The 20,272-nt window shown below is 59.7% G+C and carries 13 protein-coding genes and 1 pseudogene; 9 read left to right on the top strand and 5 right to left on the bottom strand.

What is annotated here, in order from left to right; all coding sequences use genetic code 11:
* The first annotated feature begins 650 nt into the window (after nucleotides 1-650).
* Both VSR82_RS38260 and VSR82_RS38255 read left to right on the top strand, forming a co-directional pair.
* Nucleotides 651-4,256, top strand: a complete 3,606-nt coding sequence (locus VSR82_RS38260) for a HEAT repeat domain-containing protein (protein ID WP_498858765.1) — start codon at nucleotides 651-653, stop codon at nucleotides 4,254-4,256.
* Nucleotides 4,257-4,567: 311 nt separating this feature from the next.
* Nucleotides 4,568-5,443 (top strand): methyltransferase domain-containing protein, encoded by an 876-nt coding sequence (locus VSR82_RS38255; RefSeq protein WP_498858764.1) that lies wholly within the window; start codon nucleotides 4,568-4,570, stop codon nucleotides 5,441-5,443.
* 469 nt (nucleotides 5,444-5,912) lie between these two features.
* Here VSR82_RS38255 and VSR82_RS38250 read toward each other — a convergent pair.
* Nucleotides 5,913-6,822 (bottom strand): annotated as a pseudogene (locus tag VSR82_RS38250) (IS110 family RNA-guided transposase).
* A gap of 813 nt (nucleotides 6,823-7,635) precedes the next feature.
* Nucleotides 7,636-8,286 carry a hypothetical protein gene (locus VSR82_RS38245; protein WP_498858763.1) on the bottom strand — a complete coding sequence of 217 codons (651 nt, stop codon included), beginning with the start codon at nucleotides 8,284-8,286 and terminating at the stop codon, nucleotides 7,636-7,638.
* Between the two features lie 455 nt (nucleotides 8,287-8,741).
* On the opposite strand from VSR82_RS38245, the gene dcm reads away from it, so the two are divergent.
* Both dcm and VSR82_RS38235 read left to right on the top strand, forming a co-directional pair.
* Nucleotides 8,742-10,100: a DNA (cytosine-5-)-methyltransferase gene (gene dcm, locus VSR82_RS38240; protein WP_498858762.1), complete on the top strand. Its 1,359-nt coding sequence runs from the start codon at nucleotides 8,742-8,744 to the stop codon at nucleotides 10,098-10,100.
* A 127-nt stretch (nucleotides 10,101-10,227) separates the two neighbouring features.
* Nucleotides 10,228-10,374: an H-NS family nucleoid-associated regulatory protein gene (locus tag VSR82_RS38235; protein WP_498858761.1), complete on the top strand. Its 147-nt coding sequence runs from the start codon at nucleotides 10,228-10,230 to the stop codon at nucleotides 10,372-10,374.
* Between the two features lie 133 nt (nucleotides 10,375-10,507).
* Here VSR82_RS38235 and VSR82_RS38230 read toward each other — a convergent pair whose 3' ends face one another.
* On the bottom strand, nucleotides 10,508-11,104 hold the full coding sequence (locus tag VSR82_RS38230) for a hypothetical protein (protein ID WP_498858760.1): 597 nt from the start codon (nucleotides 11,102-11,104) through the stop codon (nucleotides 10,508-10,510).
* Between the two features lie 462 nt (nucleotides 11,105-11,566).
* Nucleotides 11,567-13,183, bottom strand: coding sequence for a site-specific integrase (locus VSR82_RS38225; protein ID WP_498858759.1), 1,617 nt, complete (start codon nucleotides 13,181-13,183; stop codon nucleotides 11,567-11,569).
* Between the two features lie 46 nt (nucleotides 13,184-13,229).
* On the opposite strand from VSR82_RS38225, the gene VSR82_RS38220 reads away from it, so the two are divergent.
* Together VSR82_RS38220 and VSR82_RS38215 are read left to right on the top strand one after the other, a co-directional pair.
* Entirely contained in the window at nucleotides 13,230-13,484 is a 255-nt protein-coding gene (locus tag VSR82_RS38220; protein ID WP_498858758.1) for a hypothetical protein, read from the top strand.
* Nucleotides 13,485-13,499: 15 nt separating this feature from the next.
* Nucleotides 13,500-14,033 (top strand): LeoA/HP0731 family dynamin-like GTPase, encoded by a 534-nt coding sequence (locus tag VSR82_RS38215; protein ID WP_498858757.1) that lies wholly within the window; start codon nucleotides 13,500-13,502, stop codon nucleotides 14,031-14,033.
* Nucleotides 14,034-15,042: 1,009 nt separating this feature from the next.
* Here VSR82_RS38215 and VSR82_RS38210 read toward each other — a convergent pair.
* A complete protein-coding gene (locus tag VSR82_RS38210) occupies nucleotides 15,043-16,017 on the bottom strand; it encodes a LysR family transcriptional regulator (RefSeq protein WP_498858756.1) in 975 nt (324 codons plus the stop codon).
* A gap of 114 nt (nucleotides 16,018-16,131) precedes the next feature.
* Here VSR82_RS38210 and VSR82_RS38205 point away from each other — a divergent pair, with 114 nt between their 5' ends.
* The 3 genes from VSR82_RS38205 (at nucleotide 16,132) to VSR82_RS38195 (ending at nucleotide 19,495) form a co-directional block, all read left to right on the top strand.
* Nucleotides 16,132-16,989, top strand: coding sequence for an oxidoreductase (locus VSR82_RS38205; RefSeq protein ID WP_498858755.1), 858 nt, complete (start codon nucleotides 16,132-16,134; stop codon nucleotides 16,987-16,989).
* Nucleotides 16,990-17,430: 441 nt separating this feature from the next.
* Nucleotides 17,431-17,910: a nuclear transport factor 2 family protein gene (locus tag VSR82_RS38200; RefSeq protein ID WP_498858754.1), complete on the top strand. Its 480-nt coding sequence runs from the start codon at nucleotides 17,431-17,433 to the stop codon at nucleotides 17,908-17,910.
* Between the two features lie 541 nt (nucleotides 17,911-18,451).
* The gene (locus VSR82_RS38195) at nucleotides 18,452-19,495 is read left to right on the top strand and encodes an alpha/beta hydrolase (RefSeq protein ID WP_498858753.1); all 1,044 of its coding nucleotides are present in this window, start codon (nucleotides 18,452-18,454) and stop codon (nucleotides 19,493-19,495) included.
* Nucleotides 19,496-20,272 lie beyond the last annotated feature (777 nt).

The following is a 20,272-nucleotide window of genomic DNA, read 5'->3' as shown; positions in this document are numbered from 1 at the left end:
ATCCCCATAACCGCCTCGGTACACCCCGCGGTTTCCTCCCTCGAGCGTTGTCCAACGCCTGCCCGCATACGCCGTCGCTTACTCACGCGGCAGCAGACATGGGCAGGCGTCGAACAACGCTTAACGAAAGCAGCCGTACAGGGTGCTTGGGATTGAAGGGCTCTTGAGGGTCGGGCTGCGTCAGCCCGCTCTTCAATTTCATCGCCGGAAAGCGGCCAGTGGAATCTCGCGGCCCGGGAGCGGACAGCCGTCAGCGCGTACTTCCGACCCTAAACGGGCGGCCGCTATCACGATCAGAGTGGCAGCACTTCGTTTAATTTGCGCCATTGGACCAGCGTAAGGGCCGAAACCGGAGATGCAGCATGCGAAGCGGTTGTTTCAAAGCAGTGTACCTCCAAGGAGCCGAACTTTCGTTGACACGGCGAAGCTGAGAGTTCCGCGTATCAGAGTAACCGGTCGCCCATATTAGGTTGGTGACTTGTGCGCGTCGGAGCCCTGCCGAAGTGCTGGCTTTCCGAAAAAAAGCGGTCGCCTGATCGTCTTGTATGAGTCGAGCACCGCCTCTGACGACTGGGCCGGCCAGGTTAGTAGGGACGAAGCCGGTCGCGTCGCGTATAACGAACGTGTGTGCTCGTGCCCGGGAGATGTCGATGGTGCTGCTCATTCAACGGAATGCGGCCCGCACCGCGCGCGGCCGAACGGTCGGGCGGATCGTGGGCCGTCATGCGTCGCTTGCCATGCTTGCTTCAGGGGCTATCGCGTTGGGGGCATCCGCGCCGCTTCTGGATAGGGCCGAGCCCCTGCAGGCCTGGCAATACCAGGCGGTCCTCGATGCACTGCGCGACCGCGCTGCAGTCATCGAGGCGATTGAATTCTTGCAGGAAAACGGCAAACCGGATCGTGCGGACCGGGTGCCATCGGCGCTGCTCGACGAGGTGCAAGCCAAGCTGGCAGCGCCGGAAATGTTCCACTTCTCGGGAAAGTTGTTGTCCGCGATGGCAACCCTCGGCCAGGGCAGTGCCAGGTTCGCCCCGGTCGCGACAGATTCGCTCGGAAGCGCCGATCCGCGCGAGCGCTCAGCGTCAGTCATGTTGGTGCTCGCGATGGGCGGTGCGAAGTTCGCCCCTCATGTAGTGCCGCTGCTCAGGGATCCGGCACCCGGCGTGCGTGAATCAGCCATCGCCGGACTGCTAAGCCTGGGCGAAGGCGCCGCCAAGTTCGCTCCCGATATCGCCGAACGTCTCAAGGATCCTGATCGGTACGTGCGGGCAAGCGCGGCGAAGGCCTTCGAGAAACTGGGTGCAGCTAGCGCAGGCTTCGCGGCGCAAATCGCCGGGCTGCTCACGGATCCGGAACCTGACGTGCGCGTGGCCGCAGCGACGGCACTGGGCGCCATGCATGAGGCTGGTGCGCAATACGCTGGGCAGGTGGTGCTGCTCCTCGCAGACACAGACCCCCAGGTGCGCTCGGGTGCGGCCAACGCCCTGGGCGCCATGGGCGAAGCCGGCACGCCGTTCCGGCAGAAGATTGCGGCGCTTCTTGCTGACCCGGACAAGCACGTCGTCGCCAGCGCGACACGCATGTTGCAGGCAATGGGCCGAACGGCGGACGTATATGCCTTCGTGGCCGCCGACCTGAGAGGCCCGGCTCCTGACCGGTTTCGTGCGCTGGAGGTCCTGAACAGTCTCGCTACTGTCGTGGCCGGGGCGGATGAACCGGACGGTGCCGGTCTCGTTCCCGATGTGACCCGTCTGCTCGGCGACCCGGCGCCGCGAGTTCGCGCTTTGGCCGTGGGGGCGCTGGCTGGCATAGGGCGGGCAGGCGAAAAGTCAGCACCGGCCGTGGCCCTTGCCCTTAAGGACTCCGACCCACAAGTTCGCAGCTCGGCGGCGCAGACGCTAGCGCTGATGGGCGACGCTGGCGCCGGATTCACGGCCGACCTTGTAGCCCTGCTCAGGGATCAGCAGGACAGTGTTCAGCTGGCGGCCCAGGAAGCGCTTGTCGTCATCGGAAGGCGCCGGGCAGACATTCCTGATCTGATTCTGCCCTTGATCAAGGTCGACAAAGTCGATGACATCGACTATCGAAGGCGCGTGGTCGAGCACTCCCTGAGGGCGCTGAGCCGCATGGAGGATCCTGCCGGCAGGGTAGCCCCTGAGGTCGCCAAGCTGCTGGTTGATCCCGACGCCGTCGTGCGAGACGAGGCAGCTCGCCAACTGCCATTCATGGGGACAGGGAGCGCGCGTTTTGCGCCTGCGTTGGCCAGAATGATGGTCGCGGACACATACGAACACGCACGCGGCAGTGCGGTCAAGGGCCTGGTGACGATGGCGTGGCGCGACCGTCCCCTCGAGCTGCCTCAGCTGGTCGCGGCGTGTCTCGAGTCGTACCTTATGGTCCGGCGCTTTGGACATGGCTATCGCCTGCAATGCTTTCTGATGCGACCCTTGTCGCCACAGGAACTCGTCCTCATGGAATGGATCCAGAGGCAGGATCCGGGCGTTTCCCCTGATCCAAAGAGCCTTGCCAAAGATGACGCGATCAAGGTGCTCGCGGCGATCTATTCGTTGTGGCCGATTGTCGGAGGAAAGGATCAGTCAACGAGCGATGCCGCATATCCTCTCCTGCGTGCTCGCGTGGCAGCCTTCGTCAACAACATCTGGCACGCGCAGGCCGGCCGGCTAACGATTGATGATGTGCCTCTGTTGGAGAACTGGATCAGTAACTTTGAACGCGCCGGCTTTGATGTTCAGGCCGCGGACCTGCGTTTGGTCCGCGCAAAGCTTCCCTCCTATGAATGGCGCCGGCGCATGATCACGATGATCGCCGGACACGTCGCGTTCTGGCTGCTACTCCTGTGGGCGTATCCGCGCTGGCGTCCCGTTCAGAGTTTCTTTTTCTGGAACCGCTGGGGACGGCGATTTCTCGGGCTCGGCTATGTCGGCCTGCTCATTACCTACGTGCCTTGGCTGCGGCGGCGGATGTTCATCCCGTTCAGGAACTCGCTGGTACAGTGCGGTGCCCTCGCCGGGTTCGACGGGCGTTCGTACTTTCCGGACAGTGACGTCATCGAGAGCGGTGGCAGGGGTGCCGAAAATTCGCGCCGACCACTGTCGGCAGCGCTGCCAAACGTCGATGGTCAGGTCGTGCTGGAGGGCGAATCCGGGCTGGGCAAGACAGTCGCGGTGCAGCGAATGGCCATTGGCTCCCGCCGCATTGCCGTGCTGCTGCGGGCGACCGAGTGCAGGGAGGGCGTGGTTGCGGCGATCCAGGCGCGGTTGAAGGGCCAGGTCAGCGACGAATCCTACCTGCGCACGCTGATTCACCAGGGCGCGATCGACGTTCTAATCGACGGGCTCAACGAGGCCACGCCCGAGACTCGCTCCCGCATCGTACAGTTCGTGGAGGAGTCGTTTCATGGCAACTTCATCGTGACCACCCAACCAATGGACTGGGAACGGCCCCGCACGGCCCGGGCCCTGACACTGCAACCACTGCGGGCCGACCAGATCGAGACTTTTCTCGTCAGGCAGTGGCCTGCGATTGCGCGGAGCGCGACGCTTGACGAAGCCACCTACGGCAAGGCCGTCACAACCTATGTCGCCGGACTTGTCGCGGACACTGACGACGCGACCGCGCTCAGGGTACTCAGCAATCCGATGGAGGCGAGCATCGTCTCCGAGCTGCTTTCGCGCGGTGAGCGCCCCGACCTGCTGCGGCTGGTCGAGCAGCGCCTTGCCAGAATGGAAACGGAATTTCGCGCGCGCGAGAACCGGCCCTTTCCCTACACGCGTTTTGCCGAGCAAGTGTACGCGTGGCGCGTGTCGGGTGCGCCCTATTTCGACCCGACGGGTTTCGATGCCGAAGTGTCGATGTTGGTTGAGCACAAGCTGATGGTTGCGCGTACGGTACCCGTGCGCAGCGCCGATGCGACAAAGGAGGTCACCCGCTGGTGGTTTCGCCATGACCGGTTCATGGAATTCTGCCTGCTGCCGGCGTTCAACAGTGAACACGGCGAGCGGCAGCGGCAGCATGTCGCCGACGAGGCATTTTTCGGGGTGTACGAACTGCTCGCACTGAAGCTGCCGGACGACGAGGAGCTGACCTTCTGGACATTCCTTGTAGAGAAGGCAGCGGACACGCGACGCAATGAGTTACTTAATCGGTACACAGTCGCGAGACGCGCGAGGACCTTGGAATTCACCGCAGCTCGAGACTCAAGTGTTCGACTCGTTGCAGGTAAAAGTGCTACCTGAACTGCTTGTCGAAACCATGTCCATGCGACACGCTGCCCAAAGTCACAAACGCGTGTCTGCGACTCATGATCGCCAGGAAGCCGACGTTCGCAAATCTCATCTGAGCGACTGCAACTGGCCCGGTCGCTGCCTGACAGGTACTCCCGTAGGCGACCCTGAACCACCTATCAATCAGCATCGTTTTCAACGGCCGCCTTTCCTCGCAAAGCCGACCTCTGACGACAGAGAAAGGTTAGAAGGAAGTGACGCTGCAGACCGTGTATGACTGTTGACAGGCTGGGCCACGAGAGCTTCAATCGCCGATAGCTTGGATGGGTCTTGCTATTTGTCGCCACATCTCCGGGCGCAAGCCCGATTTTTCTTCGACAAGGTGCGATATGGCACTGCTAGACGTGTACGGTCGGACGCATGAGCTCGATGAGCATTCCCTCGATGTGATCGCGACCCGCCTCGAGGCGCGACGTGGCAGCACCAAATATATGGGCATGCTTCACGAATACCTGGACACACTGGATTTTGCTTCCGTTGAGAGTGCGCTCGCTCTTGGGTGCGGGACGGGTGTGGAAGTACGCGACCTGGCACGACGACCAGACTTCCGGGGAAGGGTGACAGCGAGTGACATTAGCGTTGACCTGATCGAAAGGGGGAAACACCTCGCTGAGGAAGAGGGTGTTGCGGATCGTATCGAATGGCTGCCAGCCGATGCTCAAAATCTAACGTTGGCGGATCAGTCCTTTGACCTGGTACTGGCGCACACCTTGGTCAGCCATGTGCCCGATCCTGGCCGTGTAATCCAAGAAGCGGCGAGAGTAGTCAGACCTCGTGGGACAGTCGTCATCTTTGACGGGGACTACGCAACGCTGACCTTTGGTTCTGACTGTGAGATGGACGCGAAAATCATCCACGGACTGATCGCGAACCCGCGCGTCATGCGCGTCATGCCCCAGTTGTTACGCAATGCAGGACTTGAACTTGTCGATAGCCGCGGATGGGTTCTCACAGAGATCGGTCGAGCCGATTTCTTTCTCGCGGCTCTGCAGTCGTTTTCAGTGCTGTTGCCCAGGACCGGTGTAGCAACGCACGACGAGGTTCAGACGTTTGTTGCCCGACAGTTGCGAGCCAGAGAAGAAGGCACGTTTTTCGCGGGATATAACTTCTACGCGATGATCGCCAAACGTCTGGCTTAGTCCGATCGGCAATGCGATGGACAGGAAATTAGCAACGGGCATCGGTCTGTTGTCTGGGCGAAGCGGTCGGTTGAGTGGCCGGATCAATGTTCGCGCCACCGACCGCTGTTGGCCGATTCTGTTGAAAAAGTCGCTGTAGAGGCGAAATGTTGGGTATCCTGGAAACATCAAGCGATGGGGGTGAATCGTCATGATGGGTCTATATGAACGCGTCCCGTTTGAGTAAGTTATCGTGTGTTGTAACAGGCAGGTTTGCATATCTATATCCGGCCTTGTTGCAGCTTGTATTACCGCTGCGGGCCCCTATGAAATCCGCTGACTCGCACCTCATTCAACTGACGAGCTTGATGCTCGACCTATCATTCAGGCTTAGCGAGTCCGGGTCCTACCTGGCTTGTCATTACAAACGAATCCCTACGCAACCTTTGGACGAACCAACCTGTTTAAACGTTCATTTCTTGCTGAGACCTCACCGTTGTGCTGGTTTTGTACTCGTGTAACCCTTCTGGTACGGTCGATCGTGGGCCAGCACTGCCCAGATCGTTCGCGCCATCTTGTTGGCTAGCGCGACGGTCACGACGTTCGGCGGCCGGCGCTTGCTGATCTGCTCGACCCACGGGTTCGGTTCTTTCGAGTGTGCAAGTACCGAGCGCGCACCATGAATCAGCAACGTGCGCAGATACGTGTCGCCCCTCTTGCTGATTCCATGCAGGTTCACCTTGCCGTCGGAGCCTGTTTGTTTCGGCACGAGTCCGGCCCATGCCACGAACTCGCGCCCTGACCGGAAGACATTCGCATCGCCTATCATGGAAACCGCAGCTGTTGCCGTTAGCATTCCAACACCGGGAATATCACTGATCGCTTTTACAGCTCGGTCTTCCTTGACCCATGCGCGCATCTAACGCCTTATCCAATGCCACCCGGCCTTTGCCCATCACTTCACCATATTCGGTGAGCAGTCCCCGCAGACTGTTGATTTGCATCGTGCGGAATTTTACTAGCTGGTCCCGCATCCGGTGCAGAGCCAGCATTGCCTGCTGCATTTCGGTCTTCACTGCGATCGGCTTGCTGGGCTGCTGTGCAGCCAGCCAGATCGCTCGTGCGTCAGCTGCGTCGTTCTTGTTACGTATATTGAACGCCTTCACGAAGGCCGCTGGCATCAGCTTTACCTGATGACCCATCTTCGTAAACTGTCTCGCCCAGTGATGCGCTCCGCTACACGCCTCCATCCCGATCATGCATTGAGCACGGTTCGCAAAGTGCTCCAAAAATCTCGCGCGTCCGATCGGCTTATTCACGATCTCGCCTGTCTCTTCGTCGATGTAATGCACCTGAAACACATTCTTCGCGATATCCACGCCCACCGTCGTACAGGTCATTTTGGGTTCCTCCAGGCGCCGGTACACCCGTAGATTTTGCGCCCCGAACGTTGTTGCTATTGGTCTCGAAGTAACGACGTCTTCTGAACCGACGCGTGGGCGGGACGCGTTCATTTCATTCGACTGGATAGCGGACAGGACAAGCTCTTCTACTCTTTCAACCTCGACAACCACGTCCCCCAATCGCACCTGTTGAGAGGCATAGATCTCATCGCGGGGCTTACCAGTTACAGCGGAAGACCCGAGGGGATCGCATGCGGGCGAAACTCAGGCAGATCAAGGAGGCGCTACGGAAGCGCATGCACGAACCAACTCCAGTGCAAGGGCAATGGCTCAGGCAGGTGGTCCGCGGATACTTCGCGTATCACGCGGTGCCTACCAACTCGCGGGCACTCGTCGCATTCCGACATCACGTCACCGATCTATGGCGGCACACGCTCCGGCGGCGCAGTCAGAAGGACGCTATGACGTGGGAGCGAATGCGACGACTCGCCAATGTCTGGCTTCCGCTCCCTCGAATCCTTCATCCATGGCCTGATCGGCGCTTCGCCGTCAAACACCCGAGGTAGGAGCCCGGTGCCTGAATTGGGCACGCCGGGATCTGTGCGGGGGGTGCCCAGTAATGGGCATCCCTACCGCAATCCTCGACATATTCGCGATCCTAATAGCTGGCCCCTTCCAGCCTTGCGCTCTTGTCTTCGCGAAGGCAAGCTGTTTCATGCCATATTTCAGGGCCCGGAAGAAACGGCACGACCCGATGGGTCGTGCCTTAAAAATCAGGTTAGGTGAGCCGGCACAGCAGAGCGCCCACAATTAGTGGATGTTACTTGCCCCAGCACTCCCTGCAGTCGCAACTGTCGGCTTCTGTGTGAATGTTTTCCCCTGAACAAGCGCTTCGTATCGCTTCGTAACAAGCACATTGACGAGAACGCGCTCCAACGAGAGACCCTGGATGTCGGTGCTGGCCTGCAGATGCACCCAGCCGCTTCCCGCTGTGCCAACCAGCTTGTCCCACATTCCGGCCGGGGCATCTGCGCTTATCTGATTGCGGAACTGTCCAATGATCGGCGCTTTCGGGCCGATTTCGGCCTTGGCGAAGAAGGCGTTATGTTCGCGGCTACCGTTGTCCACGTGAAGTAGATAGGGCACGAATTGCTGCTTTTGCCACAGGTCCATTGCTGCCCAGACTTCGGCGTCGGTCAGATCAGCAAGCCAATAAATCTGTACCTGTCCGAGTTGCAGTCGAATAGTGAGGAGGCTGGCGTCACCCACCTGCATGTTGCCATAGCCGAAACAGCATCCGGTTCTTTGACCCTGGATGGCTGCAAGGTCCTTCCCCTCGAGAGGGCATGTAAGGATGGGAACGTCGCGTTTGACCTTACCGGCCGCGCGTTTGTCCAAGCCGAGTTCGCTCGGCAGATGAAGGCCGCCGATTGCTACCAGGGTGTAGTCGAAATCCTGCATGTGAATGAGTTCCTTTGGGTACGCTGCCAACCGCGGTTGGCGATAGGTTGTTCCGTTGGGCATCCTGATGCCCCCACGTGGCGCTTCGGGCGGTGTTACCAATTCCGAACGTCACTTCCCATATAGCGACCGCGCTCAAGGTGCATCCGCATCTAAATATTTAGCTCACGCCATCGGGTACGGTGGCGCTCGCGGCGGACGCCGCTCCCGTATTGCCGGATTTTCAGGCATATCTAATCGCCAAGTAGCGGTCGGGTGCTTGGGGTATCGCGCCAATTCGCTACTAGAGCGCTCGCTCGCCTTTAGGTATTCGTCGCTGGAGCACTTTCGATTGTAGCGAGGAGGAACAACCTGCAGCGCCTGCGAGTGCCATTGCTCACTATCAAGATTTTCACGGCGGAAAAATATAAACACATCTCGCTTGACTGCCCATCGTCCTTCCTCGGAGAACCACGGTGGCAGCAGTCAACACGTCGTACCAGTTTCAGAACCCGCTTCGCGTAGTAGAACTTTTTGCAGGCGTTGGTGGCTTCAGGTTCGGCCTTGAGCAAGTGCACGGCAACCCCTTCGAAATCGTGTTGAGCAATCAGTGGGAACCTGGCAAAAAGGTCCAGCATGCAAGCGCTGTATATCAAGCTCGGTGGCAGGGAGACGTTCACTTGAACGAGGACATTGCCGAGGTGCTGAAATCGGAGGCCGGACGCACCGCGATTCGCCAGGCGCGTCCAGACGTCGTAGTTGGAGGATTTCCTTGCCAAGACTACTCTGTAGCCAAACCGCTCTCGCAATCGCAGGGCATTGAAGGGAAGAAGGGGGTGCTCTGGTGGTCTATTGCCGAACTGGTGCGGCAGCGAATTGCGGACGGCGAGCCACTGAAGTACCTCGTCCTGGAAAACGTCGATCGTCTCATCTCGTCTCCGGCTGTGTGCCGTGGTCGTGACTTCGCGATGGTGTTGGCGACACTCTACGGTATGGGCTACACGGTCGAGTGGCGTGTGGTTAACGCCGCTGACTATGGCTTTCCGCAACGCCGCCGACGAGTGTTCATCGTCGCATACCACGTTACCACCGACGTTGCTAAGCGAGCTGCTAGTGACGTTAGAGGGGGTGGAGCGACATGGTTTGAGCAATCGGTTCTGAGTCGTGCCTTCCCCGCAGAACTGGTGAATGAGCTGAATGCATCGGCTCCAGCTATGACCTTGCGCGATGAGCCATTCAGCGAGCAATTGACGTATCGGCCGCTTTCGAACGGAAAGAGCCGGTTTGCAAACTGCGGGATCATGGTTGCCGGCAAAGTGTGGACAGGTGTCGCGAAGTCAACTGCCATTGAAGACTTCAGCGCCTTTACAGGTTCCGTCTGTCCGCTGACGCTTGGAGACGTTGTGCGCAAGACGGGACCCGTGCCGACAGCATTCTACGTGCGGGACGGCGATGAGCCTAAGTGGTTGGCTGCAAAAGCGGCGAAGCGGGTTCCTCGCGTCAAGGACGGATTTGAGTACGAATATGCGGAAGGTGCGATGGCCTTCCCTGACCCGCTGGACCGCCCATCACGCACCATCATCACATCGGAAGGCGGCCCGACCGCATCCAGAACGAAGCATGCGGTCAGGGAGGCTTCTGGGCTTGTTCGCCGTCTCACCCCTGAGGAACTCGAAGAGCTCAACGGCTTCCCACGCGGCTTCACACAGCACGGACGGACTTCGGACGTGGCGCGGGCGATGCTGATGGGCAACGCCTTGGTTGTGGGCTTGGTGACAAGGATTGGCGAGGCGCTTTTCCGCGTTCACGTCCAAAGCGACCGCGCAAGCCGCTGACGAGAACACTGGTCGAAAAAGTCATCGATCGTACTCGGCAAAATCCATGGCCTCATGGATAAGCACGGCGTGAGAGTAGCCGACATCGAGGAGCATCGGCAGGCGACTTGGTCGCAAGCCGGGCGCAGTGGCGTCAACGAAGCAGGCCACCACTGTGGCCTGCTATCGTGACCCAAAGAAGGGCGCTACGTGGTCTGGCCATGGTCGTGCACCCGGTTGCATTTCGAATGTGAAGGACCACGCCAAATTCTTGCTTGTACGCGCCGCAGCCTGATTCTGGCTTCCCCCGTTCTGCCGTTCTTCTGGCAAATCTTTGATTTCGCCGTCTTGTTTCATGCCGGCTCGCAAGGAGCCGAATCTAGCGGTGAACGAAACCTAAACGGCTCGGAGGTCCGAATCTGGCGAATCTAGTTGACGCCGGCAGAAAGAATTGTCGTCTGAGAGACGCTTTGAGCCGGTCGAGGGGTGACAACAATCGCCCTTCTGGCGACAATCGGGACATCAAACGGGTCTTTCGGCGTTTCCTCGGGTGGCTCATCATGATGAAAGTGGCGAGACTGCGCGCACATTTGATGTACCGAAATCTGTTCTATCAGGTCATCGGTAACCGGGATAATGTCAAGCGACACATTGTCATCGAGCAGGTAGAGCACGAGGTATCGACCACCGCGTCGTAACGTTTCCGACCTCAGAAGAATATTTTTTCCGCGCAACTGGAGATACGTGTCACCCTTCCCATCCTCTCGCTCTCTCAGGATGATTGGATCGGGTAGTTCAGTAGTTGGAGGCACTTCAGTAGATAGTATTCCGGGTAGGGGGACGACAACGCACGATTCGTTTGTCATGAGTTCGGAACGGACGAAAATCTCCTGCGTGTCCGTCAGATACGATGATGGTGCGCCAGCGCGTTGGCAGTCCTTGAACATCTGGTCTACAAGCGCGCGATTGAGGTCCTCGAGGCTGAGGTTCAGTGTGGTCACTGCGGATTCAGTTACGGGTTTCATTGACTACTTGAGTTCGTGGAAAGGTACCGTGTCTCTCGCCATCGGCCGTGATACCGACGAGGACGAAATGAACCGGCGCCAAATTAAAAGCTGGGCACGCGAGTGGTTCCTGTGTCTAGCCAGCTTCGTGTAACGCTCGTTTTTATTCCTTCAGTGTGCTTCGTGCCCGAGGCGGGTCAAGCAATTAAAGAGGCCGTCGTCTGCCGTCGTCGAAAAGATTTGGGGCTTATGCGCAAGCACGGGCAGTCGACTGTGGACATTGATGCCCATACCGTTCGTGCGAGGAAGGGGCGCGTTGCCCGAAAGCCGCGTGTGCCGAGAAGCGCCGTGAAAGCGAGCGCGCAGTTTGTGGTTCGGCTTTGACTTGCCAGATTCGGATTGTCGATTACTGCCCGCTGCTTCGGCATTCTTCAGCGTGCAACTTGACCGTAGCACATCGTCCGGTTGGTCATGGCGAGGACATCATTGCCGGGCTGAGTGGAGTGCTGTCCCGTGGGTGCGCGTACGCGGCGGCTGGCGGAACGCCGCACTGACCTGGCGGGCGCGTTTCGCGTCTTCGCTGTGCAGGTAGGTTGACGTCGTTGCAATCGACGCATGCCGCAGGTTGTTGCGCACTGCCACCAGCTCCACGCCAGCGTTGAGTGCATGGGTGGCATGCGTATGCCGGAGCCAGTGGGGGCTCGCCCGTCGCAGTTTCGCGGCGAACATCGGATTCCGGTTTTCCACACTGTCCGCCGCCTCTACAAAAAATTCTTCCAGCACCTGCCGCAGTCGCGCCGCACCGATGCCGGCATCGCTGGAGTGACTGCCCACGTTGCGTCGGGTGCCTGTGCGCGTCTGCGGGAGTGCGCCCACCAGCGGCGTGGCCGGTTGCCAGCGCAACCGCGTGACCGGCAACCCGCGTTCTTTCAGGTAGTCGCGCAGGGCGCCCCGGGCGAGCGGCGGTAGCGCCACGCGCCCCGGCTTCGCGCCCTTGCCGGTCACCGCAAGCCACCACGTGCCGCTCGCCTCCACCTGAATGTCGCCGAGCGTCGCCGCAACGAATTCGTGAGCGCGCAGCCCGGTGGCGTAGCCGAAGTCGAGCACGAAACGCAGACGCTGCGCCGCAGGCGGTGTCCAGCCAGCGCGTTCAAGCCGGTTGGCGAACCCGCGCACGGTCTTCCACTCGCGGCCATCCAGCGCGCGCGCCGCATCGAACGGGGTTTGCGGGGCACCGCCGCGCACCGTCACGCCCGCAAACGGGTTGAGGACGACGTAGTGCTGGTTGACCAGCCACGCAAAAAGCGCCCGGAGCACGGCGAGCGCGTAGGCCGTGCTGCGGGACGTGAGGCCGCGCGCAAACGGCCGCCAGGCGAGGGAGCTGCGGGGGCGGGGCGGACCCGTCCAGCGCGCGGCGGGGATCGGGCGCCGCAGGAAGGCGCGGAACGCGATCGCGTCCTCGGTGGTCAGCGACGAAATCGGCAGACGGCGTTCGACCACGGCCCACAGCAGCAGCCGTTCGGCTTCGCGCCGGTAGGCACGCGCGGTGTGGGGCGATTCGTGCAGCGCGAGCCACGCGTCGACCGCCTCGGTGTCACGGGTCGCAGCGAGGCCACACGTGTCGCGCGGCGCACGGAAGCGCCCCTGCGAACCGTCGAGCGTTGCGGGCAGCGAGCTGAGGGACCAGAGCGGCAGCAGTTGGCCGTCGGGCGGGCTGCGTTCGGCGAGGCAGACCAGATGGGCGGTGAGGTCTGGATGAGCACCGAAAAACGCGGCGACCGCCTGTGCGCCGGTGCTGCCGAGTCCAGGCACCGGAAACCACCAGCGTCGCCGGCGCCGCATGAACAGTATCAGTTCCGCCATCGTGGACACGCCTGCGGCGGTCAACGCCCGCGCCGTACGCGGGGCGAGCCAGCGGCCGACGGCATCGGCCGGCTGCGGCGCGGGGATCGGTGTCGCGCGCAGCGCATCGAGCGCTGCGACGACCTGCACGGCATGGCCGGTACGGTCGGCGGCCGGCAGCGTGAAGAGCGGGATCAGGTCGTCGCGCTGGCGGCCGGTGGCGCACGCAACCAGCTGCCGGCGGATGCGGGCGAGCACGCTGCGCGAGGACTGTCCGTCGGTGCGGGTGTGGGCGAGGTAGCGCGTGACGGCCTCGCGCGCCGTGAGCCCCGCGCTCGAAGGGCTGGATCAGGCGGTGAAGACCGTCGTGGTTCAGGCCGCCGACGGGTTCAAACAAAAGGCTCGGGTTAAGGTGTATCAGCGGATCGAAGGCGAGATCGACAATGACGATCTGAAGGCAGTATTGAAAACAATTGTCGGCACGGAGCAGGCAGCGCTCGAAACGCAACTCTCGAAGCAGATGAAGGAAAAGGTCGAGCAGCAGCTGGGTTCCGCGTAAGCGGAGATTGGCAAGATGTCCATCACCTTCGTGACGGAAGTCGATCACTTCAACGCGACCGTTCGCGGGTATGGCAAGCAAGGCGTCGATTTTCTCGTCAATGGCAACGTCATCAATAACAGTACCGTGCTCGCCGCACGCGACGGCGTGGTGGACGTCGCGAAGTTGGTCGGCGTGGATCTTGGTAGGATGCTGAAATTCAAGCCGTGGGGCGCGGTCAAGCTGGCTAAAGGGGTAAGCGGAGCGCTAGCGGGTCTGGGGCTTGCGCTCGAACTGTGGGAAGCGTGGGACCAATACAAGCGGCAGCAGGAATTCAAAAAAGCGGTCGGCGCAATGGTCAAAGCGTTCGAGGAGCAACGCAAGGAACTGCTCGACCTGATCAACGCCGATAATTTCGAAGCCCGCTTCTTCCCCGAAATGGTCGAACTCCGGGAGGACGTTGCTCACGTCGAGCAAAGCGTCGCTGCCGGCACGGAGAAGCGAGACCAGTTTCGCGAATGGCGCACTCGGGGCGATACAATCGACGCAGACTTCAGAATGCTCGATTGATCCGCGACCGAACTAACTCCCCGACCTGTTCGGATCCCACTAGACCTGCTCGAACGGGAGCTGCCATGCGTGCGGGCGACGAGCTGATGAATCGCATTCGGCCTTCACGAGCAGGGTGTGTACTGACGCGCTGCAGGCGGCGATTCGAGCAGAGCCGTTGAAACTTCTCATAGCCGCTCGATACCTTCCCTGGTCGTGAAAAGCGTGCGATCACCGGGGATCTGGAAAGACACAAGAGCGAAGCCTTCTGAAGGCCGCTCAATAAGCGGAGTCCGGAGAGAACAGGAACGTTCGAAGATGAGGGCAGGTGCAGTACCGGCGCATCCGTCCTTACCCTCCAAACGGGGCGGGGCACTCGCGAAGATCACGCGCCGTCGTCGGGAAACTTCATTATTACTCGGCCTTAGTCGTCGCGCACGTCGTAATCGCGGACCGTCTGCCGGCGCACAGCGTCTGATCCGAAGCGGTCGGCTGCGGCCGAATTTTTGTCATTGAATGGCGGTACCGGTTGAATCCGCCTCGATACTTGTCGTCGAACCTCTCGGGTCTCGACTGGTAACAGTGCGGATGGCCGCAATAACCGGAATTATCGTGGGGTGAGGGTCGCGTCGCTTCCATGGCGATAAAAACAAAAAGATATATCTCAATTGAGCGGGTGGATGGCGCAGTCGCCGGAGGAAACAATGGATCGGCATCGTTGCCGTTCCTATTCATCTTCGGACTCACCGATGCGACTCACGCCGACGCTCACTTCAATATTCCCCTCCTGGGCGAGATTCGAGGCGACCAGCAGGGTCTTCTGATGCACCTGAGTGCATACCGCCGGCTAAACAGGTGACTCGCATTTGACTGTTCTGCGGGTGGTACGACCGCTACATACGCGACCAACGGCGGTGCCAGTCGAAGTGCGTGACCAGTATCATGAGGCGGTCCAGGTCATATGATCGCCAAGGTGCGGAGGGACGGTGGCAGTACCGTCCAAAATCCCGCACGTCAGTCGCTGACGTGCTTAGGCGGCGCTATGGCTGCGTGTGGCGCGCCTGCCTCTACGCGCAGAACCGCCCAGTTCCTCTTTCGTCAGGAAAAAATGGCTGTTGTCCGCTAGCCGCGAAACTGCAAAATCGATGAAGGTTCTCACGCGCAACGGTTGCTCTGTTCGGCGACGGTAGTAGACATAGATCGACTCGCGTTGGGTTACATGCTGAGTGAGCAAAGGCACGAGCCGTCCGGCGCGGATGTGTGACACCGCTGAGAAGCTTCCGAGCTGCCCAATCACCAGTCCGGCCAGGACCGCCTCGGCTTCCGCGTCGACATTGTTCGAGCACACCGACGCAGCCATCTCCTTGTACACGATCTCTCCGCCGATCATGAATTCCCACGGCGCGTGCTTGCCGGTGTTCGCGCGCCGATACGCTGAACAACGATGCGCATCGAGGTCATTGACAGTTTTCGGCACGCCGTACCGTTCGAGGTAGGCCGGTGACGCGCACACGATCAACTGAATTGGCAGAAGTCGCCGGGCAATTGCGCCCCCGGAAGGCGGCGACCCGCCGCGAAAGCCGACGTCCGCGCGATCGCTGACGAGATCCGTGAAATGGTCGTCGAAACGGACGTCGATCTGCACGTCAGGGTATAGCGACGCAAACTCCAGGATCAACGGCAAGAGTACCGTTCGTCCGAGTGCTGTCGGAGCGCTCACACACAGTGGCCCCGCGACTTCCTCTTTTGAACGGCGAGCATCGTCAATCGCCGAAGTCAGCATGGCGAGCGCCGGCTCGACGCTGCGCAACAGTCGTTGTCCCTCGTCGGTCAGGCTCAGCTTGCGTGTGGTCCGATGGAAAACCTGGACGCCAAGGGATTTTTCAAGCTGCATGACAGCGTGGCTCGCCGCCTGAGGCGAGATACCCAAATCTACGGCTGCCCGGCGAAAACTGCCGAGTGTTGCCGTGCGGACAAAAACCGAAATTGCCCGGACCTCGTTCATCGTCGCCCCATTGGAAAATTTTAGTTGATTATGAGTCTAACATTCGACGGCTAGTGGATGTTAATCGCGCGTCCTATGCTGCTGTTCACCTTCACGAAGAAACGGGAGCACATCATGAGCAACGCTACGAAACAGCAGTTCAAGCGCGTCTGGTTTATTACGGGCGCCTCGCGCGGTCTAGGCGCGCTAATCGCCCAGGCGGCCCTCGACGACGGAAATGCGGTCGTTGCCGCAGGGCGCAACGTCGATGCGATCATCGAGCGCTTCGGCGATAGTCCGGCACTCCTGCCGGTCAAGCTCGACGTCACCGACGAGCAGCAGGCCAAAGCCGCCGCGGCGGCGGCTGTCGCAAAGTTTGGTCGGATCGACGTGCTGATCAACAACGCCGGGTTTGGCCTGCTCGCCGCCGTCGAGGAATCGACCGACGCGGACGTGCGCCGCATGTACGACACGAACGTCTTTGGTCTGCTCAACGTAACGCGTGCGGTGTTGCCAGTCATGCGGAAGCAGCGCTCGGGCCATGTTATCAACGTTTCCTCGATCGGCGGATATCAATCGGCGGCGGGGTTTGGCGTGTATTGCTCGACGAAATTCGCCGTCGAAGGCATCACGGAAGCTCTTCACGCGGAGCTGAAGCCGCTTGGCATTCATGCGACCGTCGTGGAACCCGGCTACTTCCGTACCGATTTCCTGGATGCGTCGTCGCTCGTCGTCAGCGACGAGATCATCGACGACTATGACGAGACGTCGGGCAACGTGCGTCGATTCGCCGTCGGACTGAATCACAACCAGCCAGGCGATCCTCAGAAGCTCGCGAAAGCCCTCGTTGCACTTGTCGATGCACCAACACCGCCGCAGCGCCTGCCGCTCGGGACCGACACGTTGAAGGCGATCGCGGAAAAGAACGCTTATGTGGCTGCGGAGACTGAAACATGGAAGTGGCTGTCGGCATCCACCGATTTCTCAGTGTGAGCGCGGCTTGCATGAACGTTAGAGCCCGAAGAGCAACAGATGCTACGGATGACAAGTATGTACAGTTGAAGCGAATTCCTATTTTTAAACTAGAGCGGTGGGTGCTTTACGACAGACCTGTCTTATGGACTCGCATCACCGCACTTTCACGCTTCTTCACATCGTTTCACGAACGCTTTGGCAAGCCGAAGCTAGAATGAGGTTGTTACTGATTTATTCAATTTTGTGGGAAATGGCGTATCCAATGAAGCCGTAATCCAGGTTATTTCATGGATTTGTTGCTTTATTGATGTGCTTATTCATCTTCGTTTTTTTGCGGATAACGCTTCAGAAGATGTGAGCAGCGCCCACTCTGTATCCGCCCTCCCGCGTTCCACGCGGCGAGGGTGAGCTCTCATCCGAAGTCGTATCTAAATCCTGTCTCATTAAGAGGAGTATGTGATGTCCAACAACACGGAAGTTCGCCCGCCGCTGCCACCTTTCACCCGCGAATCCGCAATCGAGAAGGTTCGCCTCGCGGAAGACGGCTGGAATAGTCGGGACGCAGAGAAGGTTTCGAAAGCGTATTCTCTGGACACGAAGTGGCGCAATCGCGCCGAGTTCGCGAATAACCGGGAGGAAGCACGCGCGCTTCTCGAGCGCAAGTGGAACAAGGAGCTCGACTATCGGCTGATTAAGGAACTGTGGGCGTTCACCGACAACCGCATCGCGGTTCGATACGCCTACGAATGGCACGACGATGCTGGCAACTGGTTTCGCTCCTATGGCAACGAGAACTGGGAGTTCGGGCCGGATGGTCTGATGCATCACCGGTATGCCTGTATCAACGACATGCCGATCAAGGAAAGCGAGCGCAAATTTCATTGGCCACTCGGTCGTCGCCCCGACGACCACCCAAGTCTGAGCGATCTGGGTCTTTGAAACCTTGCAGCTAGCACTGCCGTACGGATATCCGCCCTCTATGAGTACGGCCGCGCCGCGGCGATTCAACAATACCGTTAAGGCTGCGCCGTACGGGTTCATCGATGCGCGCGCTCAATGCGCGACTGGCACGCGAAGAATTGCGCAGATGACTGTGTCTGGCATCGCGAACGCCGCCGCGCCGGCGATTGTCGTCGGCGCGGCCTGTAACAGACTACACAGTAGCGCAGTGGGCCGTGCTGCGGAGCTCGAATGATGGCAAGTGGGCACGAGTGAAGTCGAACGCGCGGCGATCAGCGGCGGAGCACCGTCTGCCCAAATGACGAGGATGAGGCGCGAAGGCCCCGAGCGCTTACGGGCCCGCGTCCGGTCCGTGTGTGCGTGCCCCTGCAACTGCTCCAAGTCACTTGTCGTGCACAGAGGCCCTCCTGTGCTGAATCTCCAGCGCTCGCAGTTCGCATACCAAATTCCATTCTGAACCGTGAGGGACTCGACCAGTTCGATAGCTCTCGATGTGCTGACCCCAAAAAGGAAACGTGCAATGAATGCCCTATTTTTCTCAGCAGGTGCGCGCGCTGCAACGGTGCTTGTATTTGCTGCTCTCCTTGGCAACGGGGCATCAAGAGCCTCAGACGCGTACACGGGTGATACGGCGGTCACCCATATCGTCGAGTTGCGCGAGCAATCTCTTGTCGGGGCGCATGACTTTCTCACTCGAAGAGCATCTTTCGAGACGTTCATGCGCCAATGGCCTGAGCCGAATGGGGTGTCGGTAGAGGAGGTAAGCGCCAATGGTGTGCCGGGAAAGTGGATCTCGCCTCGAATTCCGGCGCGTCCGTCTGGTCGAGTGATTCTGTATCTGCACGGGGGCGGTTTTTACAGTGGATCCAGTAGTAGCCACCGCCTGCTCGCCGCAGAGCTGGCGCGTGATGCGCATGCTAACGTCCTCGTGATCGACTATCGTCGCATGCCCGAGGCTCGCTATCCCGCGCAGATCGAAGACGCGATGGCGGCATACAGGTGGCTCCTGTCGCGTGGGTACGGTGGGCCGGACATCGCGTTGGCGGGTGAGTCGGTGGGGGGTAACCTGGTGGTCGAGCTCGCCCTACGATTACGTGATAGTCGGCAGTCGATGCCGGCGAGCCTGGTTGTCATGAGTCCAGTGTTGGACCTCACCGCATCCGGCGAGTCGATAACTGCCAATGCAAATCGAGACCCCCTGCTGCAGAGGTCCAGCTTGCTCGCGGTGGCGGAGGAGTATCTCCACGGAGTGTCACCCGACGATCCAGAGGTTTCCCCTCTATTCGCCGATCTGCATGGCTTGCCGCCTGTTCTGGTTCAGGTCGGCGCGGAGGAGATCCTGCTCGATGACAGTATACGATTCGCGCGCCTTGCGGCTATTGACGAAGTCAGTGTGACCTTGGAGGTGTGGCCGGGCGTGGTGCATCAGTGGCAGCTCTTTCCTGTAAATCTCGCCGATGCTCGGCGTGCACTGGAGCATGGCGGACGCTTCATCGACGCAAGTTTCGGAAAAAATGCGGCTCGACCGATAACTTACACTCGGACCCGTTCGCGACACCGGTAGCTTGCGGAGAACAAGAATATCTGCGGTTCAGTCGCTCATTCGTCCGCTGTCGTATTGCACGAAGGTATCGGTACCAGACCCTAACTCCCGTGACGCTCGCCCCTCCGCCAGCGCAGAATTTGATGGAGTAATGGCGTCGTGCTTGTTGTCGGAGCTGGACTTCCTTTTGCTCTCAACCATGGGTGCCGATTGGCCGCTGAATCAAAATCGTTCAGTCTTGGTGAGCCTGTTTTCAAGCAATTCCATAGCCTTGCAGCATAGGTCGGCCGCTCATTGCAGCCTGCCGAGGGCGCTTCCGAGGCAGTTTTCCCTTCGCGTCAATTGCTGATCTCGATCTGACGTGTCTTCCGGTCCCACCTACGGGGGGCTCAAGTTGTGCGAGCCGCGCCGGACACGCCAATAGCGCGAGCCTGTGGTTGGCGCCCCTCGTGTTATCCAATTTTCCGCTATTACCGCCGTTGAGAGTGAACACAACTAACACTTATCGTAAGACCACCAGCGTCTTCGCGAGACCGTGATTCGATTTGTGCGAAAAGCAACATACTAAATCCCTACATACCTTTCCCCAAGCAGATATCTATCTTGCATTCTGCTAACGTCGTCGAAAGCGTCACTTAAGGCAGAAAAGCTATCCAAACTCAGAATAGAGCGAAGAATTCAATGGATTGGAAAGTCAGTGGTTCGCAAGACGACATTGAATTTGGGCCTTTCAAGCTCTTTGTCCTGGAGCGACGCCTTGAAAGAAGAGGCGTTCCTGTCAAGGTCGGGAGCCGAGCG

Source organism: Burkholderia sp. JPY481, assembly GCF_038900515.1.
GTDB lineage: Bacteria > Pseudomonadota > Gammaproteobacteria > Burkholderiales > Burkholderiaceae > Paraburkholderia > Paraburkholderia youngii.
The sequence above is the reverse complement of the archived record's forward strand: the minus strand, read 5'-3'. Positions and strand labels throughout refer to the sequence as shown.

Excerpts from the sequence above, each read along its gene's own strand:
- VSR82_RS38210 (WP_498858756.1), bottom strand. The coding sequence starts at position 16,017 with ATGAACGAGGTCCGGGCAATTTCGGTTTTTGTCCGCACGGCAACACTC.
- VSR82_RS38260 (WP_498858765.1), top strand. The coding sequence starts at position 651 with ATGGTGCTGCTCATTCAACGGAATGCGGCCCGCACCGCGCGCGGCCGA.
- VSR82_RS38215 (WP_498858757.1), top strand. The coding sequence starts at position 13,500 with ATGTCCATCACCTTCGTGACGGAAGTCGATCACTTCAACGCGACCGTT.
- VSR82_RS38255 (WP_498858764.1), top strand. The coding sequence starts at position 4,568 with ATGGGTCTTGCTATTTGTCGCCACATCTCCGGGCGCAAGCCCGATTTT.
- VSR82_RS38200 (WP_498858754.1), top strand. The coding sequence starts at position 17,431 with ATGTCCAACAACACGGAAGTTCGCCCGCCGCTGCCACCTTTCACCCGC.
- VSR82_RS38205 (WP_498858755.1), top strand. The coding sequence starts at position 16,132 with ATGAGCAACGCTACGAAACAGCAGTTCAAGCGCGTCTGGTTTATTACG.
- VSR82_RS38245 (WP_498858763.1), bottom strand. The coding sequence starts at position 8,286 with ATGCAGGATTTCGACTACACCCTGGTAGCAATCGGCGGCCTTCATCTG.
- VSR82_RS38195 (WP_498858753.1), top strand. The coding sequence starts at position 18,452 with ATGAATGCCCTATTTTTCTCAGCAGGTGCGCGCGCTGCAACGGTGCTT.
- VSR82_RS38230 (WP_498858760.1), bottom strand. The coding sequence starts at position 11,104 with ATGAAACCCGTAACTGAATCCGCAGTGACCACACTGAACCTCAGCCTC.